Source organism: Rheinheimera oceanensis (assembly GCF_018831085.1).
In the GTDB taxonomy this organism is placed as follows: Bacteria; Pseudomonadota; Gammaproteobacteria; order Enterobacterales; family Alteromonadaceae; genus Alishewanella; species Alishewanella oceanensis.
Genome location: NZ_JAGPNM010000007.1, coordinates 171,274 through 196,068, shown reverse-complemented (window position 1 = coordinate 196,068; position 24,795 = coordinate 171,274). Strand labels below are relative to the sequence as shown.

The following is a 24,795-nucleotide window of genomic DNA, read 5'->3' as shown; positions in this document are numbered from 1 at the left end:
CCGGGGCAGCTAAGGCTGCCCTTTTTTATTGCAGCTATTTTTATCCCACTGCTACATAGAGATAACCCGGCCCAGCTGATATATTCATAATCTATTCAGTAAGTTCAGCTTACTGTCGGCTTAACTGACTAAAGGATAATTTCATGCGCTGGTGGCATAAAACACTGCTTACAGCTTTAGTGCTAATGCTGCTGTTAGTGGCTACGGGTTACTGGTACCTGCAGAAAACGCTGGCAGCCCTGCCCGTGCAAAACCTGCATTATGAGGTTAAAGCTCTGTCGCTGCACCAATTGCAGTTAAGCCAGGTTAGCTTCAATATTGATACTGCAGATGTTCACGTACAGTTGAACGACATTGCAGTTAGCTGGCAGTTTCCGGCCTGGTTTAGTGTGGCGCTTAATCATGTGCAGTTGGGCAGCGGCAATATTACCCTTACCCACTGGCCACAGCATGACACCAATGCAGAAACACCATCAGAGCCTTCTTTTAGCCTGCCGGAAAACTGGCAGTTGCCAGCCATATTACCCGGCACCGTTTCGCTGCAACAGCTTGGTATTAACCTGCCCTGCGGCCAGAGCCGATGCAGTTATCAGCTACAGGCTGAACTGAGCATAGTGCAGCAAAAACTGCAGTACCAGCTTACTGTTGCTGATGCTGCCAGTACCGCTGCAGCCAATACCGACACAGCCAATACCGATGCAGCCAGCAGCAATATCGCGCGGCTCAAACTAAGCGGCGATTACCAGACCATACAAAACCTGCCTCTGCTTAATATCCAACTTATGCTGGATGACAGCGCCAGGCTTGAGCTTAGCCAGCAACTTTCAGCCCATAACGGCGTTAACGCCAGTGGCGAATTTAAGCTGGATATTGCTCCGCCCTCCCCCTGGCTACAGCAACAATTTAAGCTGTGGCAAGTTGAGCTGCCGGCAGATGCTTTAGCCCAGTTTACCGCACCGGTAACGGTGCAAAGCAACTGGCAATTGGCATTGCCGGATCAACTCAGCCTGGCCAGCTTTAGCCAGCAAGCCAGTGGTAGCTGGCAGCTAAGTGCTAACCTGCCCGCACCACTTAGCCTGCCGGGTATAGGCCAGTTACAAGGCACGGTAGCCGCTAAACTTGCTCTTGAGCAAGGCGAGCTAAGCCAGTATCAGTTAAACAGCCAGCTAACCTTATTAAAACCACAGTTATCCGGTGATGCACTGCAATTGGGCCTGAATGCCGATGCCCTGCATATTACCGTTAATGCCGACGGTAAAAGCCAACCGCAACTTAACGCTCTGCCACTTTATGTTGCACTTAACAGCGAAGGTAAAACCGTGCTGGGTTTAACCAGCAATGTAATGCTTAACCTTACCCCGCCTATCAGTGCGCAGCTGCAACAGGCCAGGCTAAGCCTTAAACAACAGCTGTTTAACCCGGCACCAGACACTAAACTGACCGATATACAACTTAACAGTAACTTTAACGCTTACTGGCTGGCCGACAGCTGGCAGTTAGATGTACAGCAGTTAACCGCCAGTGCCGCGACCCTGAGCGCACCGGATATTCATGGCCGCAATATTAAACTCAACATTAGCCCCGGCCGGTTTAGCGGTGATGAGCGCTTCAGCCAGATTCAGCTGCATAGCGATATCAACCTTAGTGTGGCCGGGCTTGAACATCCGCAGCTGAAAACCCAAAGCTGGCAGTGGCAAAGTAAACTCAGCGGCGAACTTAGCGCATTAACGCTTGACGGCCATGTAAGCAATGCTGCAAGCCTGGGACTAAAACATCAACTGCGTTATCAGCAGGATCAGCTTGAGCTTAGCTGGCAACTGGATGATATGTTTTTGCTGGCTGGTAATCCGCTGGCCGCAACCTTAACCACCTGGCCCGATTTACTCGAGTTTAGCCGTGGCCGCATTGGTGGCACCGGTGAACTAACCCTGCTACCGGCAATCAGTGCCAGTGCTAACATTAATTTCTCTGGTGTCAGTGGTATTTATGATCGCAGCCTGTTTAAAGAGTTAACCGCAGCGCTGCAGCTACAATACCGGGCAGATACGCTGCAACTTGGTACAGCTGATGCCACTGTGGCCGAAATTGAGCACGGCGTGGTGGTGGGGCCGCTAAAACTGAATGCACAGTATACCGCCAGTAGCGATGCCATTACTGCCGGTAAACTGGATATACAGCAGTTACAACTGCTGGCCATGGGAGGGCAGGTACAGGTGCAGCCGGTACTACTGGATTTAACCCTGGCAGAGCAGCAGTTATTACTCGAGTTAAAACAAATAGACTTAACCCAGTTGCTGCAACAACACCCTACTACCGATCTTACCGGCAACGGCCGGATCTCCGGCACTATTCCACTGCTGCTGGGGCGTAATGGTGCCAGCGTAAAAGATGGTAGCATTGCTGCAGAAAGCCCCGGCGGCAAGTTACAGTACCGGCCACCGACAGCACAATCTATGGCAGCAACCAACCAGGGCATGAAAGTGGTGCTGGAAGCACTGGACGATTTTCATTATTCGGTGCTGTCGAGCAATGTCAGCTATGATACCAGTGGTAAATTGTTGCTGGGTTTGACCCTCAGAGGACAAAACCCGGCGCTGGAAGCTGGCCGGGCAATAAATCTGAATATTAATTTAGAAGAAGATATACCGGCACTGATCACCAGCCTGCAGCTTAGCAGCAAAATCAGCGATAAAATAAAGCAACGGGTGCAACAACGTTTACAACAGTCAGGCGCAAAACGCGCTAACGGAGTACAACCATGATACAACAACTTAGCGGAGCAGTCGTGCTGGCACTGTTACTGGCTGCCTGCACCCCCAAAGTGCAGGTGGCTATGCCAGCCGAACCGATTAACATCAACCTGAATGTGAAAATTCAGCACGAGATCTATATTAAAGTCGATAAACAGCTGGATGAATTGTTCAGCGATGACAGTGGTTTATTCTAAGGAGCACAAGATGAAACGGTTTAATAAATTAAAACTGCTACTGTTACCTGCACTGTTTGCCATTAGCCTGCCGGTATTGGCAATGAATTTACAGCAAGCGATGTCGGCACTGGGCCAGGCCAAAGCACAAGGCCTGGTTGGCGAGCAGGCTAACGGCTATTTAGGTGTAGTTAACAACAGCGGCGACGCAGCCAGTATTGTCAAACTGATTAACGACGCCCGCCGCGCTGAATATGCCAAACTGGCACAACAAAACAACATAGCGGTAGCAGATGTAGAAGCAATGGCAGGCAAAAAAGCCCTCGAGCGTACCAGCGCCGGCCATTATATTCTGCTTGACGGTAACTGGATTAAAAAGCCCTGAGCCCTGGCCCTTTAAGCCTGACATATACCAAGCCGGCATCTTCAGACAAGATGCCGGAGCCTGTAACTTATTGGCATAGGGCTTATTTATGCCAGTAAAACCTTATATCGGCTTTCTTTGTTTGTTTTGCGGCAGTTTATACGGCGCCAGTGAGCGGGCACAACCGCAGCAGTTTGACGCCCTGATTAAACAAATAGAACGAGGCGAACGGCCATTTTTTAGCATTGCTGATTATCAGCAAACCCTGCTTGAACTTGAAACCGCCCTACCCGCAGATGACATCAAACGTAGCAGTATGCTCAACCGGCTGCGCTGCACTTTGGCGTATTTTGATAAACCAGAGCAGGGCATCAGCTTTAGTGATGAAAAAATCAGCCAGGCAAAAGCAAAACAGGATCACGAAGCATTGGCCGACTATTATGTCTGCCGCTATTATCTATACAGCCAACTGGGGCAAATCCAGCTGGCAGAGCAAAATGCCCGGCTTAGCTATGACGCCGCCAGTGCCAGCGAAAACCCACTTAGCATTGCCATTAGTTTAAGTTTACTGGGCAATATTGCCTCTTACCGCGGCAATTATGCCGATGCCATGCAACATTATGTCAGCGCCTATCAGCTGCAGCTTAGTTTGGGATATCGCCCTTACATTAATGATTTAGTGTTATCCATCGCCGCCACTTACCGCCGCATGGGTTTGTATCAGGATGCACTGAATTATCTGCAACAAGCTGAGCAGGAATTTACTGCGCCCCAGGAGCAATTTCGTTTGGCGATGATCCTGAACGAAAAAGCCTTTTCTTACGCTGAGCTTGGCCAGCCACAACAGGCTCTTGTTCTGCTTGAACAAGCTTTACAGGCATATCAACAGCTGGATGAGCCGCTATGGCAAACCCATATAAAGGTAAACCTGGTGTGGATATATAATCTGTTGCAGCAATATGATAATGCTTTGCTGTTTCACCAGCAGGCATTTGCCGAGCTGGAGAGCAGCACAGTACCGGATCAGTCTTCGCTTGCCACCTACAAAGGGCTACTGGCGCTGTACCACAGCGAAACCCTTATTGCGCTGCAACAGCCCGAAGATGCGCTGCATCAGATTTCACTGGCAGAGCACTATCTCAGCATTGATGACAACCCACGCTACCGGTTGATGCTGTATCAGGTAAAAGCGGCGGCTCTGGCGGCAACCGGTGATGGTATTGCAGCCTACCAAATGCTGCAGCACTATGTCAGCAGTAATCAGCAACAACAGCAACAAGCCAAAGAGCAACAAAGCAATTTACTGCGCATCCAGTTTGACTCAGCCCGCCAACAAGAGCGCAACCAGCAACTGGCGGCAGAAAAAGCCCTGATGCAACAGCATGTCAGCACCCTGCAGCTGGCTCAGCGCTGGCAATATGTAGCGTTAAGCTTAATTGCTTTACTACTGCTGATTTTATTTAGTGCGGCTTTATCGCTAAAACAACGCAACCGCAGGTTGCATAACCTCGCCATGACAGACGAGCTAACCGGCATAGCGAACCGTCGGCGTATTATGTTGCTGGCCGAGCAGGAACGGGTAAAAGCACTTGATACCACCCTGCCACTGAGTTTTCTAATCCTCGATTTGGATCACTTTAAACAGGTAAACGACCGTTACGGCCACGAAGCCGGTGACCTGGCTCTGCAGCAGTTCAGTCTTACAGTCAGCAGTTTATTGCGTGAGCAAGACCACTTCGGCCGTACCGGTGGCGAAGAGTTTTTGATTGTGCTGCCCGATACCAAACTACAACAGGCAGAGATAATAGCCGAGCGTTTGCGTCATGCCGTAGCAGCTATTGAGGTAAACGACAGCAAGCAGCCGTTTTCTATTACCTGCAGCTTGGGTATTGCACAAAGCCGCCACGATGAGTTATTAAACATTACGCTGGGCCGTGCAGATGATGCACTGTATCAGGCCAAAGCCGCCGGCAGAAACCAGGCTGTCAGCCTTGTATAGCCCGACTTTAGTCTAATACCTTCCCTGTTAACATTTTTGTACTATGCTGAGCTGACCCTAACCATAATTATATTAATACCTACAGAGGCTATAAGATGAATGCCATTTTTCTGATGTTGATGGGGCTTGGCGCTATGGCGCTTGGTTACTTCGTCTATTCCAAATTTATTTGCGAAAAGATCTTTAAAGTTGACCCGAACTTTCGTACACCTGCCCACGAAATGCAGGATGGCGTAGATTACGTTCCCACTAACAAATACATTCTTTGGGGCCACCACTTTACTTCTGTCGCCGGTGCTGCGCCTATTATCGGCCCTGCTATTGCAGTGATCTGGGGCTGGGTACCGGCCTTCTTATGGGTAGTATTTGGTACCATTTTCTTTGCTGGCGTGCATGACGCCGGCGCTATCTGGGCCAGCAGCCGCAACAAAGCAAAATCTATCGGTGCCTTAACCGGCGATATCGTGGGCAACCGGGCCCGTAGCATCTTTATGATTGTTATCTTTTTAGTATTGCTAATGGTAAACGCGGTTTTTGCCGTGGTTATTGCCGGCCAGTTAATTAATTTCCCCAGCGCTACTATTCCGGTATGGGGTGCTATTGTTGCGGCACTGATTATCGGCCAGCTGATTTACCGCAAAAATATGAGCCTGTTATTGGTAACTATCGTTGGTGTGATTGCACTTTATGGCATGATTTATGTTGGCCCTATGTTACCGCTATCTCTGCCAGACACTGTTGCCGGTTTATCTGACCGCCAGACATGGATTGTGCTGTTGTTTGTCTACGCCGCTATTGCCTCCTTACTGCCGGTATGGATGCTGCTGCAACCGCGTGACTACATCAACGGCATTCAGCTGTTTATCGGCTTAATTCTGTTATACGGCGCGGTAATAATCTCGGGCCCTGATATCGTGGCACCTGCTTTTAATAACGACGTACCAGAAGGCACCCCGTCATTAATACCACTGCTGTTTGTTACCATTGCCTGTGGTGCAATTTCTGGCTTCCATGGCCTGGTATCCAGTGGCACAACCTCCAAACAAATTGATAAAGAGCCGGATATCCGCTTTGTTGGTTATTTCGGTGCTGTTGGTGAAGGCTCATTGGCATTGGCCGCTATTATTGCTGCTACTGCCGGTTTTGCTACGCTGGCCGACTGGCAATCTATTTACCACAGCTTTGGCCAGGGTGGTGTGTCGGCCTTTATTACCGGTGGTGCGAATATTCTGCAAGCCGGTATCGGTTTAGACACTGTGCTGTCGCAAACACTGTTAACGGTAATGGTCGTGTTATTTGCCGGTACCACTATGGACACCGGCTTACGTTTGCAGCGCTATATATTCCAGGAATGGGGCAGTATTTATAACATCGGCTGGATGCAAAAAGCGGCACCTGCCACGCTGTTGGCGGTAGGGTCTTGTTTACTGCTGGCCTTTGGTGCCGGTGGTGACGGCTCAGGCGGTATGCTGATATGGCCACTGTTTGGTACCACCAACCAGTTACTGGCTGGTTTAACACTGCTGGTGATCACCGTTATGCTGGTTAAACTGGGCCGCCCTATGTGGTACACCCTTGCGCCATTGGTGTTTCTGCTGATTATGACCACCCTTGGCCTGCTAATTCAGCTTAAAAGCTTCTATGACAAAGGCGACTGGTTCCTGTTTACGCTGGATCTGATTATTCTGGTTGCTGCGGTACTGGTTATTCTGGAATCAAGTTCTGCCCTTACCCGGCAAATTAAAGCGAATAAAACCGCTACAAATAAAGCATGAGTCTGGATAAATTTAAGGCCTGGTTCCGCCAGGCCAGTTTTTACGCTGAAGAAGCCTACAATGCGCCCTATCGCAGTGCGATAGCGCGCGCAAAGCGTGAACAGGACGACCTGTTTATGCTGCTGATATTCTCTGAAATGATGGGCGTGCCCAACCCCGCCAGTTACTACACCCTTGAGTTACAACCATTATTAATGGAACGCTTCCATGACTGGCACACCCGTATGGGCATGGAGCATTCACCACTGGATAATTTCAAATGTTGTTAACCGACAAACGTGTGCTGCTGTTTGGTGGCAAAGGCGGTGTGGGTAAAACCACCAGTTCCTCTGCTATGGCAGTACTGGCAAGTATGCGCGGCAAAAAAGTGTTACTGGTATCTACCGATCCGGCGCACAGCCTGGCCGATGCCTTTGACCGTGAAATTGGCGACAATATCACCCGGTTAGCCCCTGATTTAGACGGTTTAGAGCTGGACCCGGACCGCGAGGTAGAGCAACACCTGGCCAGAGTAACCGCCCAGCTAAAGCGCTTTACCCGGCCTGAAATGTACAGCGAAATTGAACGGCAAATGCGCTTAACCCGTCAATCGCCCGGTGCGCAGGAAGCAGCAATGCTTGAGCGCATTGCTAACGTGATTGAGCTGGGGTTAAAAAACTACGACTTAGTAATTTTCGACACCGCCCCTACCGGCCATACACTGCGGCTATTAAGTTTACCCGAAGCCATGGCGGCCTGGACCCAGGGCCTGCTAAATGCGAATAAGCGCTCAGAAAAACTCGGTGACGTACTGGGCCATTTAACACCCAAAGCCGGGCGCGATATCGACAACCCGCTGGCTGATCCTAATCAAAACGCCACCGACGGTATGGACGCACGCAATAAAGCTATTACCGAAGCCTTACTGGCCCGCCAGCGCTTGTTGCAACGCACCCGCGAAGTGTTAACCGACAGCAGCCGCACTGCCCTGCTATTTGTGTTAACACCGGAGAAACTGCCAATACTGGAAACCGGCCGCGCAGTACAAAGCTTATTGCAGGAAAAGCTGCCACTGGCAGGTTTAATAGTAAACCGCATATTACCCGACAACGCCGATGGCGACTTCCTCGCCGCCAGGCGCAGCCAGGAAAAGGTGCATTTAGCCCAGATAGAGCAGGATTTTGCCAAACTACCGCGCTACAAAGTACCACTGCAAGCTACCGATATTCAGGGTTTAACGGCACTGCAACATATGGCAACCTTACTACAGCAAGCCGGTTTATAGCCGGTTTGCTTATCTAACACTGCTGACCACTGGCTGCTCTTACCTAGCATCACAATTTCTGCGTATATGCGCAGCAGCAGGTAACGGGCGCATTCATTAAATGAATGCCCATGATAATAACCAGAATAATAACTATAACGGCCAACTTTAATATGGGGTTCTTAACCTGTTCTGTAACAGGTTTTCCTTTAAATGGGCTTTCAAAATAATTCTTCGTATAATTCCACACCAAAAATCTGTAACAACATCGCGGCCTAACGTATTGTTAATTTTTTGTCACAGCTTAGGGTAGGCCGTCAGAAAATGCCGCGTCTTTTGTTGGCCAGAACAACATTAAACAGTACATTACACCCAAACATCATTTTCCGCCGTTAGCTCACCACCCGAGTCACCTGTATTAACAACACCTTTAGGCTCTACAATCATAATTTTACATTCATAGGCAGCAGCAGGCTTATGCTCTACCCCTTTTGGTATCACAAACATTTCACCGGCATTCAAACTAACAACACCGTCCCGAAATTCAATATTCAGAGTGCCTTCAATCACAATAAAAACCTCATCTGTATCCGGGTGGTTATGCCAAACGAACTCCCCCTCTACTTTCACCAGCTTAAATTGATAATCATTCATTTCTGCGATAACACGAGGGGACCAGTGCTCAGAAAACTTAGAAAATTTATCTTTAAAATTTATAGCATTAAACGTCATTTTTTTATCCATACATTTATGCACTGCCCGCGGGAGTTAGCAGTGTACACCCTTTTACAGGCAGCATTTGAGAATTACATCCAAAGCACTTAAAGGCTAACTTTTACATATTTCTCATATAGATTGGCATTCGGATCCCATAGATAGAGGCAACCGCAGCCCTTACATCTTATTACTTCCTGAGAACCAAGCCATAATTCAACGAGGTCTTTTGCTTTATCCGAATCATCAATTGAGTCGACATCGTTATCGCTTAACATTCTGTATATAGAATGTCCTTCAAACATGTTCGTCCGCACTTGATATCCACACTCGCATAAAAATTTGCTTCCCATTTTTATAATCACCGCCCAGATTACATACCAGTTTTTAATTCCAAGTGCATGCCTTGCGAGCAATTGCGCGCTCCCCCACACGGTGCTGACATCCGGGAGCATGGCTGAGCTTTGCAGCCAGAGCCATACCGTATTTGATGAAGATGCAATACTGGCAGTTAGCAGGGATGCTCAAATCAGCAGGCACTCACTGAGAGTGAGATACGAGAGCCCAGATATATGTGTGTTTCTCATGGTTACCCAATGTCTGTGTTTTACCAAAGTTTCCACCAGGGTTTATGCATTTTTTCATTCGGTGCAGCTACGGGAAACAATATCTCGCCATTGTCAGCACTAACATCAAAAAAGCCTACCGAGTGTTTTATTGCCAGATCTCTCATTGCAGGATATGCATCGTCGGCCACAGACCATGCAAAAGCAGAATAAATAACATTTTTTCCAATGCAATGATCTGTAACTTTCGGGTCATCAACATCATCGGACGCAAGTGGACCATTCATTGGTGGGAAATATTCAATCATTTCCTTAAACCAGTTTTGCAATGCAACAGAAGCTACAGTGTGGTCTTGGTAATTATGGTCTTCAGACCATTTAATTTGCTGTGCATACCAAACCATAAATTCTTCTCTTGATTTTGGAGCTGCCGAAGGCTCAAAAACCATTAAGTCATAACTCACCGGCTGCTACTCCTTCTTTGCATATAACGCCGCCGTAACTGTGATTGTTAGGTGTTAATTTCACGTTTAAATTCATTTAAAGCGTTCATTTGTTGGGAAAACAGCTCAATAGATTCAGCCAAGTCCCAATCCGGTTTGTTAGCGATAAACTTCTGCCACAAAGGTATATAGGGAGTTACCAAGTCTTCACCTTGTTTTGCTCCAATGTATGATAATGCCGCCATTGCTGAGTTTTGATCAAACCATAAGTCAGACTGTTCAAGATAGTATTCCAGGTACTGCTTCAGGTATTGAACGGCTGCTGGAGACGCAAAAGAAGCTAGTGCCAAACAGTAATTATTGCCCGCATAACAAACATCACTACGCAGTAGCAATTTCCCAATATGCTCCTCAAGCTCAATCATGCTACCTAGAGCAGCAAAATATGCACCGACAGATCTTGGTCGCCAGTTAAAATCACCAAGCAATTTTGAAACAAGCTTGCTATCTATTGAAGATTTTACCGCTAAGTACTTCTGTCGGAATTCATCAGTATCTTTTCTCTGCAAATAAAAAGGAGCTACATAGGTCGCTATAAACGTGCTATCTAAAGGCTGTGTATTTTCATCAACGTTCAGTTCAGAATAGGGGCTGGTATGCCTCACTGTCGCACCAGCGACATGAAGATAAATCAAATCGTTAGTACTATCGTTGATCTTTTTGGTCACTCATTACTCCATCAGCTAACTCGGTTATTTGACGCCCGGCTCTGCGGCAGGCAAAAGTGGAGGCCGCATTTTTGGCCGGAGCTGTTGAATATCCGGCAGCAGCTTGTTAACAGCGGACTAGGCACAGATTTCTGTGAACTCATTCAGAGCACTCTCCACTATTGGAATGATTCGTTCTCTCTTTGACCATGGCTTGATACTCGAAGGTAAACGACTTAACCAATGTCTATTTGGACCATAGTTGCTCGTTCGCTGCCTTGAAAGCTGCTGTGTTGTAGGCATATTCTTCTGACTGATTACAGACAAAAAGTGTTGAACTTCAGCCACGGATGCAAACTTTAATTCAATTCCAAACACATTCACAATGAGAAGTGGATAACCCTTGCAGGGTACAGCCTTTGGCAGTGCAGGCTCAAATTGTTTCGCGTAACACCAAGTTTCATGATCTACGTGCTTATGCACCCAGAAACTCAAAGGAGTTTCAGTGTAGTTTGGATTATATTCGATGCGCCACTTCTTCATGATGTATAACTACTAACACTTATTCAACGGAAACATCCGTATTTAAACACAGACGCTTCCGCTTTTGTAAATCTTATGTACAAGACATTACCCATTTTTTTGCGAATTTACAATAAGTTATAGTTACAGTTGAGCGTAGTTCCGGTAAATATTATGGATGAATCCGTCTGACAAAACAGGCTGGCCGTTCTGTACTTCGTATACCGCCAATACTTTACTGTTTAATAAAAACGCCAACTTACACACCATACAACGCTTGCTGCAAGGCGTGAAACTCGTCTTTAAATGCCTGTTCTGCTTTGGCTGGAAACGGATACCCTGCCGGGCCGACAAAAACGAAATCGGTTTGCGCGGTCAGGTTATTGTCATTGCGAATACGGTTATAGGCTTCTATCCAGGCGTCGTAGTGTTCTATCAGGCTAACGGCGTGGGTCATAAGATGCGCCGGGATCAGGTGGCCTTTGGCCAGTAACAGATCACGAATTGCGATATTGCCCTTTTGAATAACCTCAGCCTCTAAATGCAGGTTTTTGTTATCCCAGCGCTGAAAGGCGCGCTTGGTGCGCTCTAACTGCATTTGCATCGGGCCAAACAGCTCGGCCAGTGCTTGCTCTTTCCAGTTACGGGTAAATTCAAACACCTTTAAGCCCTGGCTAAACTGGGCTTCTATCTGGGTTTCAATGGTTTTATTACGCCGTAAAAACAGCAAACCCAGCAAGGCCGTTACCACGCTGCTGCCAAGAAAACTGCCGATAATCACATCCAGAAACTGTGCCATTTGCCAGCCACCTGTTACTTGTTGATACTGGCAATAAAGATAGCAGGCCGCTATACGCTGCAGCGCAAATTTTATGCGTTATCTTTTTGTGCTACCCATTTTAAGACCACAAAATACTTAAGATAATTAAGCCAATAACTGCCGACATAAACAACACGCTATACAACGAGCTGGTAAGCCAGAATTTCAGTAGGGTTTTACCCCAGCCTTGTTGATAATAAAACTTCTGGCATAACAATAAATATGTTGGGATCCAAATCAGGGTGGCGGTGGCCAGCCATTCAACAGGCTGCACCAGCCAGGGCCAGCTAACCGCTGCAAGTGCCTGCAATGCCAGATACAACACTGAGAATTGCAGAATAAAACTATGGCTGTGCAGCGCTACAATTAAATGCTCGGTATAGTAACGCTCAGAGCGGACATACAGCAGCTTAAGCAGCAGTGCAAATAGCGGCAGCAGCAAAAACATCATTTGCGGTGCCAGGCTGAAGAATTTATTTATTGCCAGTTTCGGGTTGGCAATAATCGCATCCAGTTTGCTGTAAAAGATGTCTTTGTCATCATCGGATAAAAACATCAGATCGTTATCAGCCGGCCCCTGTTTTTTTACGCCTTCATTAATGCCACTGATCAGGCTGCTAATGTTTTCTGCCTGCTGTACTGTAACACCATCAACAGCAAGCGGAGCATTAGCATTTGCTGGATTTACCGTAACCACAGATTCAGGCATTAATTGAGCAAACAGCAAAAAGGCAATAATTGAGGTAAATAAATACAACCGTAATGGCGGAACATAAGGTACCCGGTGGCCCTGCACATAACGGCGGCTTAAATAGCCGGGCCGGAACCATAGCGGCACCAGTGTGCGCCATACGCGGGTATCCCAGTTACTAAACTCACCGAAAAACTCTGTTACCACACCACTGACATTACGAATGTAGCTTTTCTTTTCCTGGCCACACTGATGGCAAAAATCACCTTGTAAGCTGGTATGGCAGTTATCACACTGCCTGGCTTGTAAATCCATTTTAGTCTCATGGTTTATTATTATCTGCCCCCCGATTCTACGTTAAGCAATTGTTTTGGCAACTGTTGTCCGCAACGTTGCCGCGGACACAACAATTGTCCGCGGACACTGCAAAAAGCCAGGCTAAAAACAATAAAACATTAATATTCAACAAGTTAAATATTGGCATTAAAGCTGCTATATCACAGCATTGCTAACAGACAAGAGCACTGCAACGATGATCCAGGGTACAGCACAACAAGACAATATTATTCAGCGCCCGCCTAAAAGCGCGCTGCGCCGGTTTCTCCCAGCCGTTGCCATCACCGGTACCACTTTGGTACTGGCGGTGGCGTTTTTTCAATCGGTTGGTGAAAGCGCCAGTTTAGTTTTACCACGCAGCCAAATGCAGTTTGCCAGTGTGCAACGCGGTGATTTAGTGCGCGATATCGCGGTGCAGGGCCGTATTGTAGCGGCCAATGCCCCTACCCTGTACAGCCAGGAAACCGGCCAGGTGCAGTTATTTAAACAGCCCGGCGAAGCGGTAACCCTGGGAGATTTACTGGCTACCATTACCAGCCCGGCACTGCAAAACGATTTACAGCAACAGCAGGCGGTACTGGCTGGTATGAAAAGTGAAGCTGAACGTGCAGAGTTAGATGCGCGTGAACAACAGCTGGATATGGAACAGGTAATGAACGCCGCTCAGGTAAATTTGCTGGCAGCCCGGCGCGAGTTGCAACGGGCCACCCAGTCGATTGAGCTTGGCGTCATCCGCAAACTGGACTTCGATATCGCCACCGACAATCTCACTAAAGCGGAATTGGAGTTTGATCACGCCAGGCGCAAGGTTGAACTGGCAAAAGACAAGCTGAGCTTTGAACTGAGCTCAAGGCAGCAAGATATTCACCGCCAGCAACTGGTGGTGAACGAGCTGGAACGCAAAGTCACCGCATTAAATATTACCGCGCCGGTAACCGGCCAACTGGGAAACTGGCTGGTAGAGCAGCAAAGCCATGTACTGCCGGGCCAGGCGCTGTTAACCGTTATTGATTTAAGCCAGTACGAAGCCGAACTTGCCGTACCGGAAAGCTATGCCCGCGATTTATTGCCCGGCCAGCAGGTAGAAGTTGATTTAGGCAACCAGCAGTTAAGCGGCGCCATCAGCTATATTGCGCCGGAAGTGCGTAGCAACCAGGTCAGTGCCCGGGTGCGCTTTAGCCAGGCCGACAGCCGGCAACTGCGCCAGAGCCAGCGCTTAACCGCACGGGTAATACTGGAGCATAAAGAAAATGTACTGAAAATTGCCCGTGGCGACTTTATCAGCTCAGGTGGCGGCCGCCAGGCCTATCAGGTGGTTAATAACCAGGCAGTACGTAAACCGGTTGAATTAGGCGCCCTGTCGGTGCAATGGGTAGAAATACTCAGCGGCGCCACCGAGGGTGAGCAATGGGTCATTTCCAATTTAGCTGACTTTAAAGATCAAAACCGGGTAAACCTGAATTAACAATACAACGAATCAGATATAGGAATAACAAATGATCACGCTAACCAACTTAGGCAAAATTTTTCGCACCGAATTAATTGAAACCCATGCCCTGCGCGACGTTAACCTGCAGGTAAATGAAGGCGAGTTTGCCGCCCTTACCGGGCCGTCGGGTTCGGGTAAGTCTACCTTACTGAATATTTTAGGCACACTGGAAAGCTTTGACAGCGGTGACTATCAGCTTGATGGTAAATCGGTAAAGGGCCTGTCAGATGCGGCGCTGTCTAAACTGCGTAATGAAAAAATTGGTTTTATATTTCAAAGCTTTAATTTAATTAAAGATTTCAGCATTTACGACAATATCGAGCTGCCCCTGCGTTACCGTGGTTTAAATACTGCAGCGCGCAAACAGCGTATCGAGCAAGCGCTGGAACTGGTGGGCCTGCATGCCAGGCGCGATTACCTGCCAGGCCAGTTATCCGGTGGCCAGCAACAGCGGGTGGCTATTGCCCGCGCTATTGCCGGCGAGCCACGCATTTTACTGGCCGACGAACCTACCGGTAACCTCGACTCGTTAATGGCACGCCAGGTAATGGAACTGCTGGAACAAATAAACCGGCAAGGCTGCACTATTTTAATGGTAACGCACGACCCGGATCAGGCGCGGCGTGCCGGGCGTAATATCCAGATTATCGATGGCCAGTTACACGACTCTACCCTGTACGATCCACTAGCGCAGCACACTGCTTAAGGACATTTTATGGAACAGCTATTTTACTATCTCAAAGTCAGTTGGTTCAGCGTAAAGCGGGCACCGCTACCTTATATGCTGACAGTGCTGATCCTAAGCCTGGGACTGGGGGTATTTTTTAGTAATGCTACCTTCTATTACCGGATGAACAGTGACCCGTTACCAGATAAAAGCGACAAGCTGTTTTTTCCAATGATGATGTTGGTACCTTATCAGTGCAGTGATTGCAAACCGCCGTCTGTACTAAGTTATAGCAATGTTGCCAAGCTGGCTGCCAGCGATATTCCCAGCGCCAAAGCTGCTATGTACAGTGCAGACGGGTATCTGCGTCAGCATGCCGCGCAGCCCCCCACGCCGGTAACCGTTCGCATTACTCAGCGTGACTTTTTCAGCATGTTTGATGTACCGCTGCTGCATGGCAGTATCTGGGCAGACAATCAGGCACGCGATGAACTGCTGCTAAGTAAAGCTACGGCAGAAAAAATACTTGGCCGAACCGACGTAGTTGGGCAGCAGTTGCTGCTGGACGACAGGCTGTTTACCATTATAGGTGTACTCGATGACTGGCAAATGCTGCCTAAACTATACGACGCTTATAATCGTCAATACCTGAACCCGGCCGAAGATGTTTATCTGCCACTGGAAAGTGGCTACGACTACAACTATTTATCAAATACTAACTCATCTACTTATGACGATGCCGATTACCGTAAACTGGCCACAGATGGCCGTACCAAAGCCATACACCAATTACAATACTGGGTTCAATTAGACACTCCCGCACAGCAGCAGGCATACCGCCAATTTATGGCTAATTTGGTTACCGATGAGAAAGCCGCTGGCCGCCATCCCAGCCCGGAGGCTAATCAGTTAGTTATGTTGCGGGATATCGTGCGCTACTTTGGCGGTGAGTCTGCTGATATCAAAGCCTTTGCAATCGTTACCCTGCTGTTTTTGCTGGTAAGTGTATTTAATGCCAGCCATTTATCGTTAAACCGTTATCTGAGTAACCAGTACGAATTTAGCCTGCGCCGCGCGCTTGGCGCCAACCGCAGCCAGTTACAAATGCAGTTGCTGGTGGATATGAGTCTGATGAGCACCTTTACCCTGGCTGGCGCCGCAATTATTGCCTATGGCTGCACAAAACTAATGAACAGCCTGTGGCCTGCTAACCGGTTATTTGCCAGCTGGGACGTACAATTAATGCTGGCACTGGCTGTACTTACCTTATTTTGTAGCTACCTGGTAACGCTATATCCGTCATTACGCGCCTCTTTTGGCTCACTGAACAAGCAACTTAAGGAATAACGCTGATGCCACTACATTTACTGTTTAAATCTCTGCAACGGCGCAAAGTGGTAACCACTCTGCTACTGATCCAGTTGGCTATGACCTTTGCTTTACTGCTTAACAGTATACTGCTGGCGCAACAAACACGGCAGCAACTGCAGCAACCTACGGGGTTGCCGTTGCAACAAACGCTGCAGGTACAACTTAAACCGACAACTGTAACCTTACGCCAGTACCCGGCACTGGGCGATTTACTCACGCGGCAATTAGAGGCTATTCGCACTATGCCTGGAGTGGTTGCTGTGGCATACAGTAATCAGGGACCGCTGCTGCAAGGCGGCAGTAATGGCAACGTGCATGACCCCGATCGCGAAGAGCTCAGTAAGGCCAATGGCGTGCCGTTATACACCGTATCCGCCGATTTTTTTAATGTGTTGCAACTGCCAGTTCTGGCCGGAGAATTGCCGCAAAATGAAGTCGCTGTAGATGGCGTAGCAAAGTCGCCGGTGGTCATTACTCAAAGCCTGGCCAATAAGGTGTTTGACGATAAACCAGCGGTAGGCAGGCAGGTAAACCGTGGTCCGGTAGCGGCCGTAGTGGCAGACTTTTACGGCCAGCGCAGTGCCGGTACCATAAACTATAACTCCATTCAGGTAGCACCGCTATACGGTGTAGACTGGGGTTACAGCCTGTTGCTGCGCACAGACCATGGCAGTACTGATAAAGTCCGGCAGGCATTACCGCAGGTACTGCAGCAGGTAGACAGTAACATTGAGATCTTTTACATCCGCACGCTGGCTGAGCAACAACAACGTCTGTACAGTAATGAATTCGGCTTAGCCAGCTTGTTGAGTTTACTCAGTGCACTGATGCTATTGGTAAGCATGATTTCCAGCTATAGTAATGCCTATTTTCATACTTTAAAGCACCAGCAGGAAATCGGTATTAAACGTGCGCTGGGGGCCAGCAAAGGCCGCATTTTTACAGAGCTGCTAAGCGAAAATTGGTTAACCACAGTACTCGGGGCTACCGCCGGCGTTGGTTGTGCGCTGGTGCTTAATCAGGTGTTAGCGCAAGTAATCAGTATTCCCTCTCTAAGTTGGTGGTTACCGCTGCTAACCTGCACTATCTTACTACTTTGTGTCACTGTAGCCACATGGTATCCTGCAGCTATTGCCACCCGGATATCACCGGCCACTGCCACTAAAGCCTTATAATCTATGCTGAAATTATTGGTTATTGATGACAATCAGCCAATCTGCCAGGCCCTGCAAACGCTGTTTGCGTTGCAGGGTTATCAGGTGTTTTGTGCCAATACACCTGAGCAGGCCTGGCAAATACTTAACCAGCATGACGCCAGCCAGCACAGCATTGACTTGATACTGCAGGATATGAACTTTAGCGCCGGTGAAATGCAGGGCGCTCAGGGCAAAGCCTTATTTTATCAACTGCGGGGGCACTATCCGGCAATACCCATAGTATTGATGACCGCCTGGACCCAGTTAGAGATGGTGGTAGAACTGGTAAAAGCCGGTGCCACCGACTATATCGCCAAACCGTGGGATGATCAGCGCTTGCTGCTTACCGTAGCCAATGCCCTGAAACTAAAACAACTGACCGAGCAACAGCAACGCGCTGAGCGTGAGCGTAGTGCCGCCTTTGCCGGTAAAGACTTATGCGGTCTGGTCTTTGCCAGCAGCCAGATGCAGCAACTGCTGCAAATGGCACTGCAATTAGCACCGGCCAGTGCAGCGGTACTTATAACCGGCCCTAACGGTGCCGGTAAAGAAGGCATAGCCAATGTACTGCATGCCAATTCAGAGCGTAAAGATAAACCCTTTATCAAGGTGAATATGGGCGCCCTGCCCGCCGATTTAATGGAAGCCGAACTGTTTGGCGCTGAAGCCGGTGCATACAGTGGCGCCAGTAAAACCCGTATTGGCCGCTTTGAAGCGGCTGATGGCGGCAGTTTATTTCTTGATGAAATAGGCAATTTGTCGCTGGCCGGTCAGGCCAAGCTGCTGCGGGTATTGCAAACCGGCGAGTTTGAGCGCTTAGGCTCCAGCCAAACGCGCAAAGTGGATGTACGGCTAATCAGTGCGACCAACAGCGATTTAACTGACGCAATAACACGCGGCGAATTTCGGCAGGATTTATATTATCGCGTTAACGTGGTGCAACTGGTATTGCCGGCATTACATGAACGGCCGGAAGACATACTGCCGCTGGCGCGTTATTTTCTCGCCGGTAAAAAAGCCTTAAGTGCTGCAGCCGAGCAATTACTGTTGCACTACCCCTGGCCCGGTAATGTGCGCGAGCTGCAAAATGTTTGCCAGCGAGCCATGCTGCTAAGCAGCACTAATGACATTCAAAGCAGCGATCTGGGCTTACCACAGCTTGCCCAGGCCGGTAAAAGAGCGCTGGACGATATCGATCAGGTACAATTGCAGCAGGCGCTGACGCAAGCCGGCGGCGTAGTGTCGCGTGCGGCTAAACAACTTGGTATCAGCCGCCAGGCGTTATACCGGCGAATGGAGTATTACGGTATTGATACACCCTAAGCAGCGCTTTTATCTGCCGCGTTTCACAAAGTTAAGCACCAGTAGCCGGCTAAATGGGCTATGTCTGCTTATCGCTGTGTTGTTACTGGCAGTTCAGCATGCTTTTTTCACTGCCAACGCTACCGTTACTTTAGTGATATGCACGGGCGTTGTGGCTTTGGCGCTGTTACTGCGGCAGGCTTTAAAACCGTTAATGCTTGAAATTCAATCGCTTAACCTGCATGCACAAAACCTGCAGGATGGCAGTTTTAATACCAGCGCTAACCAGCAAAAAATTTACGAACTCAGTAGCCTGGCAGACAGCTTAAATACAATGTCGGCCCAGCTGCGGGCCGAACGCGCCACCTTGTATCAGCGTGAACTGCTGCTTGATACCGTATTACAAAGCAGCCCGACAGCACTGCTGCTAACCGATGCCAATGATACCGTATTAATGAGTAACCCGGCGGCGCGGTTGCTGCTTAACAACGGTAAAGCCTTTGACGGCAGCAAGCTGTTTGCCGTTAGCGGTATCCAGCCTGAACTGGCGGTGGCACTACAAAACCGCCAACAAGGCCTGATCCGGCTGGAAAATACCGAACAAGCAGTATGGCATTTGTCTGTCAGCCAGTTTCAGCTTAACCAGAAACAGCACTGGCTGTATTTGCTAAAACCCCTGACCCGTGAAATTCAGCGCGAGGAGCTAAACGCCTGGAAAAAACTATTACGGGTAATAGGCCATGAGTTAAATAACACTCTGGCGCCGCTATCGTCACTGGCATTTTCCGGTAGCCAGTTGGCACAGCAGCAACATAATGCCACGCTGGGGCAATTGTTTGACACCATCAGTGAACGCTGCCGACAGCTTAATCAGTTTGTGCAGGCCTATATTCAGTTTGCCAAATTGCCACCGCCACAGCGCAGCAGCATTAACTGGCCCAGGCTGATAAACCAGCTACAGGATCAGTATGAATTTGAACTACAAGGAGAACTGCCAGACACCAGCTGGCAAGCCGATCCGCAACAGTTAACCCAGCTATTGCTGAACTTACTGAAAAACGCCCACGAAAGCGGTAGTAAGCCGGAACAAATTTCACTACAGATAAAACAAAAGCCGGATAAGCTGCTGCTGATCCTGCAAGATGGCGGTGGCGGTATGACAGAAGAGGTATTGCAACATGCGCTGGTACCGTTTTATACCAATAAGCCCCAGGGTTCCGGTATTGGCCTGACATTATGCCGTGATATTGCCGAGGCCCATGGCGGCAGCATTAGTTTGCGTAATCAGCCGCCGGGGCTTGAAGTAACAGTACAATTACCCAAACAACCCCAGACAGAGCGCTAAGCAGGTGTTATTCCCACTGCACGGGGCATTGTTTTTTTACAGCTTTTTGCAGCATCTCTACTAACGGCATCGCCCTTATATTCAGGCTGACATAAGTTTTGCCTGCCCCGCTTTGCCCATTGCCTGGCGCCTCTTCAGCTTGTGCTGCTTTTTCCCGCTCGGTGTTGGCTATTGCAGCTAAGCCCTGCTGTAGTTGCGTTAACGCTGTTGCGACATCTCCGGCAAATAATGCCGATGGTACTTTTTCGTCACGGCCCATCAGTTTTAATAATTGCAGTGCCACATCTTTAAAGTAAATCAAGTCGCCGCTGGCCCTGGATTTAAAAGTGACTATCATGCTTCTTTACCCCTTTTGTATAAGTAATCAGGCTAACATTATTGCCTGGCTGCACAATAACTGCAGCATAACGCTAAAGATGGCTTATGTTGAAAGATATTTTAGCCGCTGGCTGCAGGCTTTAAAGCAACACATCAGCAGTATTACAATACGCTGATAAATAGCCTTAACCGGTTTATTTAAAAAATAATGTTGTTCCAGCGCAAATTAAGCTTGCATAAAAAACGAGCGCTAATTAAAATGCGCACGCTCGAAAGGCAAGTCTTCCGAAAGGAAGTACACGCAAAGCTTCAGGTCTAAGGGTTGTCAGGTAATGACATCTACGATAGCTGGGCTGCCGTCGCAAATGCGATGTTTATTCTGCTCTGTCAGAGTTACTCGACATGCTGCATGTCCTTTCGCGATAAGCACTTCAAATGATTGAAGCTGCTTAATTAAAGATTGTGAAATAACTCATTTTGGAGCACGACTATGAAAGCAAAATTAATCACCTTAGCTACTGTTATCGCCGCCACTTCATTTATCAGCACTCCAGTTGCAGCTAACGACCAGCTGGCACAATCAATCTGCTCTTATGTTGCTGCAGACAACAAAAATAACCTGCGTAAAACCTTAGCTGATAACCGTTTACGTTTACGCGCAGTATACGATGGTATCGTATGTGACGGTTTACCACTGGTTCGCCACGCTATCAAGCACAATGCTGCTGATACTGCAGGCTTTATTCTTAGCCAGTTACCAGGCAGCCTGGTTGCATCTTCAGGTGATGCAGAATGGGCAGCAAGCAATGGTTTTGGTGCTTCACCAATTATCGCTACTATCAAAGAACGTAGCGCCAGCTAATAAGCTAATTATTTTAATAAAGGCGCCAGATTGGCGCCTTTGTTTTTTCTGTAGTGCTTGGCTTAGCCCCCGGCTTTGCTATAATCCGCTTTCCACTTAGCCTGACGGGACGACCCGCCAGCGCATCTGTAACGGGGACGACCCCACCTGCTTTTGGTATTACCACTATGTCATGGTTTTTACTTTCTCTGGCTGGCCTGTTTGAAATTGGCTGGGCGCTTGGGCTTAAATACAGTATGGGCTTTACCAGACTGTGGCCATCGGTATTTACTCTGGTTGCTATGCTGATCAGTATCAGTTTATTAGGCCTGGCCATGCGCCAGTTGCCGGTAGGTACGGCCTATGCCGTATGGACCGGCATCGGCGCTGTAGGTACGGTTATTGCCGGTATTATCTTGTTTAATGATCCGGTTAACCTGCCACGGGTGCTAAGCATTATGCTGATCCTGACCGGGTTAATTGGCTTAAAACTCAGCAGTTAAACCTGCAATACCAGCCAGGGACGGCAGCTCAGTGCGGATCATCAATATCTGGCCGCTGCCCAGGCGGTGTATCGTCTTTACGCCGGCTAAATAAACTGCCATTAGTGCGGGTGAGCCATTCGTTGTAAGTGCGGTGTACACCGCGACGCATAGCTGAAGATGAATTTTCCAGAATATCTATCCCTACCAGCACAATTACCACCAGCACCGATAGCTTAATCGCCACCAAATCCTGGCCGATCCCAATACAAACACCAATGGCGGCTAACACCCAGATAGTGGCAGCAGATGTAACCCCCAGCACCATACCATCGCGGGCCAGCATAACACCGGCACCTAAAAACCCCACCCCGGTAATAACCTGGCCAATAATGCGCGAAGGGTCCGTCATGCTGCTGTTAACCGACATTGAAGCGGCAATAAACACATAAGTGCCCATTACAATTAAGATAGAGGTACGAATACCAGCCGGTTTACCACGCAGTTGCCGCTCCAGGCCGATAATAAAACCACACAGTAACGCCGTACCTAATTCGGTCCAGGCAAAGGGGCTGATATCAAAAATTATTTGCCAGTCCAGCATATACTGTCCTTCAACCTAAACGTGCTGCTATTTTAGCCGCTTGCCATTCCGCTTGTGTGATCGGGCTGGTTGGCCCTTTCTGCTCAGTTGCTGTTTGTTTTCTCAGCGCTACCTTCTGTAATATAGAGGCATTTTCGGCGTCATTACGCTTGTTCCAGTCAACTATTTCACTAATATGACGATAACAACCCACACAGACCTTGTTGGTATTTAAACGGCACGCGGCCACACAGGGCGATTCAACCATGCGATACTCTGCTGTTAATGTTAATCAGGCTTTGCATTTAAGCAACCGGCGCCTGATTTGCTGCTGCAACCACATCCTGATGCAGCAGCACCGTTGTTATCCGCTCACCTACCATTTCTGCTACCTCAAACCGGTACTGGCCAAGCACAAATTGCTGCCGCTCTGCTAAGCTATCTGCCAACTGATTCTTACATAATTGTTCAAGCGAAATATCACCGTGTAACGCCGTCAGGTTAAGGGCAAAGCACCAGTCAATGTCACTTAATGTGCTGGTGCCTTTTAACCGTAACTCCGCCGCAGCTTTGTCAGGAGCAAAACCTTTGTCTGCAAACACTTGTTCAACGATGGTTTTATAATCATTTTTCATCACCACAAACAAATGATCACGGGCTTGCAATACCGTGGAGCCGCGCGGCGGGATCACTTTCTCACCACGGGCAATCATCGCCACCACAGCGCCCTCCGGCAATGCCATCCTTGCTAAACGACGATTCACCGCACGCGAATCGTCCGATAAGGTATATTCAACAATTTCAGCGTCTACCTCGCCAAGCGAGGTGATTTCCAACGTTGCCGGTGCCTTAGGCGGCAGTTGCTCTATCAGATTAAGCTTACGCGCCACCCAGGGCAGAGTTGAACCTTGCAGCGTGGCGGAGATCAATACCACGAAGAACACCACGTTAAAAATCAGCTCAGCACTAGCCAGGCCAAACATCAGTGGGAATATCGCCAGAATAATAGGCACTGAACCGCGTAACCCCACCCAGGATACCAGCGCCATTTCGCGGCTGTTAAAGCCAAAACATTTTAGTACAGGCAACACTGCCACCGGCCGGGCAACAAACACCAGCACTGCTGCAATTAATAAGCCCTGCCACCATACTTCCAGTAATGAACTTGGCGTGATCAGCAACCCCAGCATCACAAACATGGTAATTTGGCTAAGCCAGGCCAGGCCGTCATGAAACAAAAAGGTAGTACGCTGAAACACAAAGCGGGCATTGCCCACCATCACGCCGCAAATAAACACCGCTAAAAAGCCGCTACCGCCAAGGTTAGCTGCCACGCCAAAAGCTAACAGGCCCGAAGCCGTTACCATAACCGGATAAAGGCCGTTGGCCTGCAAATGAATACGATTGATAATATTGACAATGCCATAGCCAACGGCCAGGCCAACAACAGCTCCCAGCCCCATCTGCAACACAAACAATTGCAACAGACCAATGCCGGGTTTTAAGTCGTTCAGCAAAATTTCTAACAATCCTACGGTAAGGAATATCGCCATAGGGTCGTTCGACGCACTCTCGATTTCCAGCGTCGATTTAAGCCGGTTGTTCAGGTTAATACCGGCATTTCGCAGCAATGAGAATACTGCCGCAGCATCGGTAGAACCAACAATAGCGCCCAGTAACAGGCCTTCGAGCATTGAGATTTGCAAAATATAACTGGCAGCAACGCCGGTAACCAAAGCGGTAGTAAACACGCCAAGCGTAGCCAGCAACGAAGCGGGTTTCCAAACCTGTTTAATAGACTGTACCGGGGTTTGCAAGCCGCCATCAAACAAGATCAGCGCCAGAGCCAGAGTACCCAGCGCATGTGCCGCCTGCGGGCTGTCAAAAGCGATACGGCCCAGACCATCCTCCCCGGCTAGCATACCCACCAGTAAAAACAGCACCAGCATAGGCAGGCCAAGCCGGGCCGACAGCTTACTGGATAAAATACCCAGTAAAATTAATATCGCCGCCAGCATAATTAATTGATCAACAATAAACATCGGGGTATTTGCTCAAATAAAATAGTAAAAGTGCCGTACAGCAACCGTACAGA

At 48.6% G+C, this 24,795-nt stretch carries 25 protein-coding genes and 1 riboswitch; of the genes, 15 read left to right on the top strand and 10 right to left on the bottom strand.

What is annotated here, in order from left to right; genetic code table 11:
- Positions 1-143: 143 nt before the first annotated feature.
- From J3B89_RS15840 to J3B89_RS15810, 7 genes are all read left to right on the top strand, one after another.
- A complete protein-coding gene (locus tag J3B89_RS15840) occupies positions 144-2,762 on the top strand; it encodes an intermembrane phospholipid transport YdbH family protein (RefSeq protein WP_215398575.1) in 2,619 nt (872 codons plus the stop codon).
- Positions 2,759-2,947: a YnbE family lipoprotein gene (locus J3B89_RS15835; protein WP_215398574.1), complete on the top strand. Its 189-nt coding sequence runs from the start codon at positions 2,759-2,761 to the stop codon at positions 2,945-2,947. The genes J3B89_RS15840 and J3B89_RS15835 overlap by 4 nt, the downstream gene beginning before the upstream one ends.
- Before the next feature lie 10 nt (positions 2,948-2,957).
- Complete coding sequence (locus J3B89_RS15830; RefSeq protein ID WP_215398573.1) at positions 2,958-3,311, top strand: YdbL family probable chaperone protein; 354 nt, start codon at positions 2,958-2,960, stop codon at positions 3,309-3,311.
- Positions 3,312-3,399: 88 nt separating this feature from the next.
- Entirely contained in the window at positions 3,400-5,289 is a 1,890-nt protein-coding gene (locus tag J3B89_RS15825; protein WP_215398572.1) for a tetratricopeptide repeat-containing diguanylate cyclase, read from the top strand.
- Between the two features lie 95 nt (positions 5,290-5,384).
- The gene (locus J3B89_RS15820; protein WP_215398571.1) at positions 5,385-7,064 is read left to right on the top strand and encodes a carbon starvation CstA family protein; all 1,680 of its coding nucleotides are present in this window, start codon (positions 5,385-5,387) and stop codon (positions 7,062-7,064) included.
- Entirely contained in the window at positions 7,061-7,333 is a 273-nt protein-coding gene (locus J3B89_RS15815) for a cory-CC-star protein (RefSeq protein ID WP_215398570.1), read from the top strand. The genes J3B89_RS15820 and J3B89_RS15815 overlap by 4 nt, the downstream gene beginning before the upstream one ends.
- Positions 7,324-8,328: an ArsA family ATPase gene (locus J3B89_RS15810; RefSeq protein WP_215398569.1), complete on the top strand. Its 1,005-nt coding sequence runs from the start codon at positions 7,324-7,326 to the stop codon at positions 8,326-8,328. The genes J3B89_RS15815 and J3B89_RS15810 overlap by 10 nt, the downstream gene beginning before the upstream one ends.
- A 345-nt stretch (positions 8,329-8,673) precedes the next feature.
- On the opposite strand, the gene J3B89_RS15800 is transcribed toward J3B89_RS15810, so the two are convergent.
- The 6 genes from J3B89_RS15800 to J3B89_RS15780 all read right to left on the bottom strand — a co-directional run bounded on the left by J3B89_RS15800 (position 8,674) and on the right by J3B89_RS15780 (position 13,085).
- A complete protein-coding gene (locus tag J3B89_RS15800; RefSeq protein WP_251372482.1) occupies positions 8,674-9,051 on the bottom strand; it encodes a cupin domain-containing protein in 378 nt (125 codons plus the stop codon).
- A 77-nt stretch (positions 9,052-9,128) separates the two neighbouring features.
- Positions 9,129-9,374: a DUF8617 domain-containing protein gene (locus tag J3B89_RS21605; protein ID WP_491009107.1), complete on the bottom strand. Its 246-nt coding sequence runs from the start codon at positions 9,372-9,374 to the stop codon at positions 9,129-9,131.
- A gap of 254 nt (positions 9,375-9,628) precedes the next feature.
- Positions 9,629-10,051, bottom strand: a complete 423-nt coding sequence (locus tag J3B89_RS15795) for a hypothetical protein (RefSeq protein WP_215398568.1) — start codon at positions 10,049-10,051, stop codon at positions 9,629-9,631.
- 47 nt (positions 10,052-10,098) lie between these two features.
- A complete protein-coding gene (locus J3B89_RS15790) occupies positions 10,099-10,758 on the bottom strand; it encodes a DUF6000 family protein (protein WP_215398567.1) in 660 nt (219 codons plus the stop codon).
- A gap of 760 nt (positions 10,759-11,518) precedes the next feature.
- Positions 11,519-12,058, bottom strand: a complete 540-nt coding sequence (locus J3B89_RS15785) for a hypothetical protein (protein WP_215398566.1) — start codon at positions 12,056-12,058, stop codon at positions 11,519-11,521.
- A 100-nt stretch (positions 12,059-12,158) separates the two neighbouring features.
- The gene (locus J3B89_RS15780) at positions 12,159-13,085 is read right to left on the bottom strand and encodes a DUF3667 domain-containing protein (protein ID WP_215398565.1); all 927 of its coding nucleotides are present in this window, start codon (positions 13,083-13,085) and stop codon (positions 12,159-12,161) included.
- A 217-nt stretch (positions 13,086-13,302) separates the two neighbouring features.
- Between J3B89_RS15780 and J3B89_RS15775 the strand changes: the two genes are divergently transcribed.
- From J3B89_RS15775 to J3B89_RS15750, 6 genes are read left to right on the top strand one after another with little or no spacing between them, the layout of a single operon-like run.
- Entirely contained in the window at positions 13,303-14,571 is a 1,269-nt protein-coding gene (locus tag J3B89_RS15775; RefSeq protein WP_215398564.1) for an efflux RND transporter periplasmic adaptor subunit, read from the top strand.
- Positions 14,572-14,602: 31 nt separating this feature from the next.
- Entirely contained in the window at positions 14,603-15,301 is a 699-nt protein-coding gene (locus J3B89_RS15770; protein WP_215398563.1) for an ABC transporter ATP-binding protein, read from the top strand.
- Positions 15,302-15,310: 9 nt separating this feature from the next.
- A complete protein-coding gene (locus J3B89_RS15765) occupies positions 15,311-16,609 on the top strand; it encodes an ABC transporter permease (protein WP_215398562.1) in 1,299 nt (432 codons plus the stop codon).
- Between the two features lie 5 nt (positions 16,610-16,614).
- Positions 16,615-17,808, top strand: coding sequence for an FtsX-like permease family protein (locus J3B89_RS15760; RefSeq protein WP_215398561.1), 1,194 nt, complete (start codon positions 16,615-16,617; stop codon positions 17,806-17,808).
- A 3-nt stretch (positions 17,809-17,811) separates the two neighbouring features.
- The gene (locus J3B89_RS15755) at positions 17,812-19,152 is read left to right on the top strand and encodes a sigma-54-dependent transcriptional regulator (protein ID WP_215398560.1); all 1,341 of its coding nucleotides are present in this window, start codon (positions 17,812-17,814) and stop codon (positions 19,150-19,152) included.
- Positions 19,076-20,476, top strand: coding sequence for a sensor histidine kinase (locus J3B89_RS15750; RefSeq protein ID WP_349814229.1), 1,401 nt, complete (start codon positions 19,076-19,078; stop codon positions 20,474-20,476). The genes J3B89_RS15755 and J3B89_RS15750 overlap by 77 nt, the downstream gene beginning before the upstream one ends.
- Before the next feature lie 7 nt (positions 20,477-20,483).
- Here the strand turns inward: J3B89_RS15750 and J3B89_RS15745 are convergent, their stop codons facing one another.
- Positions 20,484-20,813: a DUF1840 domain-containing protein gene (locus tag J3B89_RS15745; protein ID WP_215398559.1), complete on the bottom strand. Its 330-nt coding sequence runs from the start codon at positions 20,811-20,813 to the stop codon at positions 20,484-20,486.
- A 246-nt stretch (positions 20,814-21,059) separates the two neighbouring features.
- Positions 21,060-21,155, top strand: a riboswitch (cyclic di-GMP riboswitch).
- A gap of 129 nt (positions 21,156-21,284) precedes the next feature.
- On the opposite strand from J3B89_RS15745, the gene J3B89_RS15740 reads away from it, so the two are divergent.
- Both J3B89_RS15740 and sugE read left to right on the top strand, forming a co-directional pair.
- Entirely contained in the window at positions 21,285-21,656 is a 372-nt protein-coding gene (locus tag J3B89_RS15740) for a DUF3718 domain-containing protein (RefSeq protein ID WP_215398558.1), read from the top strand.
- Positions 21,657-21,823: 167 nt separating this feature from the next.
- A complete protein-coding gene (gene sugE, locus J3B89_RS15735) occupies positions 21,824-22,138 on the top strand; it encodes a quaternary ammonium compound efflux SMR transporter SugE (RefSeq protein WP_215398557.1) in 315 nt (104 codons plus the stop codon).
- Between the two features lie 28 nt (positions 22,139-22,166).
- Here the strand turns inward: sugE and J3B89_RS15730 are convergent, their stop codons facing one another.
- From J3B89_RS15730 to J3B89_RS15720, 3 genes are read right to left on the bottom strand one after another with little or no spacing between them, the layout of a single operon-like run.
- The gene (locus J3B89_RS15730; protein WP_215398556.1) at positions 22,167-22,721 is read right to left on the bottom strand and encodes an MgtC/SapB family protein; all 555 of its coding nucleotides are present in this window, start codon (positions 22,719-22,721) and stop codon (positions 22,167-22,169) included.
- Between the two features lie 10 nt (positions 22,722-22,731).
- Positions 22,732-22,968, bottom strand: coding sequence for a DUF1289 domain-containing protein (locus tag J3B89_RS15725; protein ID WP_215398555.1), 237 nt, complete (start codon positions 22,966-22,968; stop codon positions 22,732-22,734).
- 37 nt (positions 22,969-23,005) lie between these two features.
- Positions 23,006-24,742 carry a potassium/proton antiporter gene (locus J3B89_RS15720; RefSeq protein ID WP_215398554.1) on the bottom strand — a complete coding sequence of 579 codons (1,737 nt, stop codon included), beginning with the start codon at positions 24,740-24,742 and terminating at the stop codon, positions 23,006-23,008.
- Positions 24,743-24,795 lie beyond the last annotated feature (53 nt).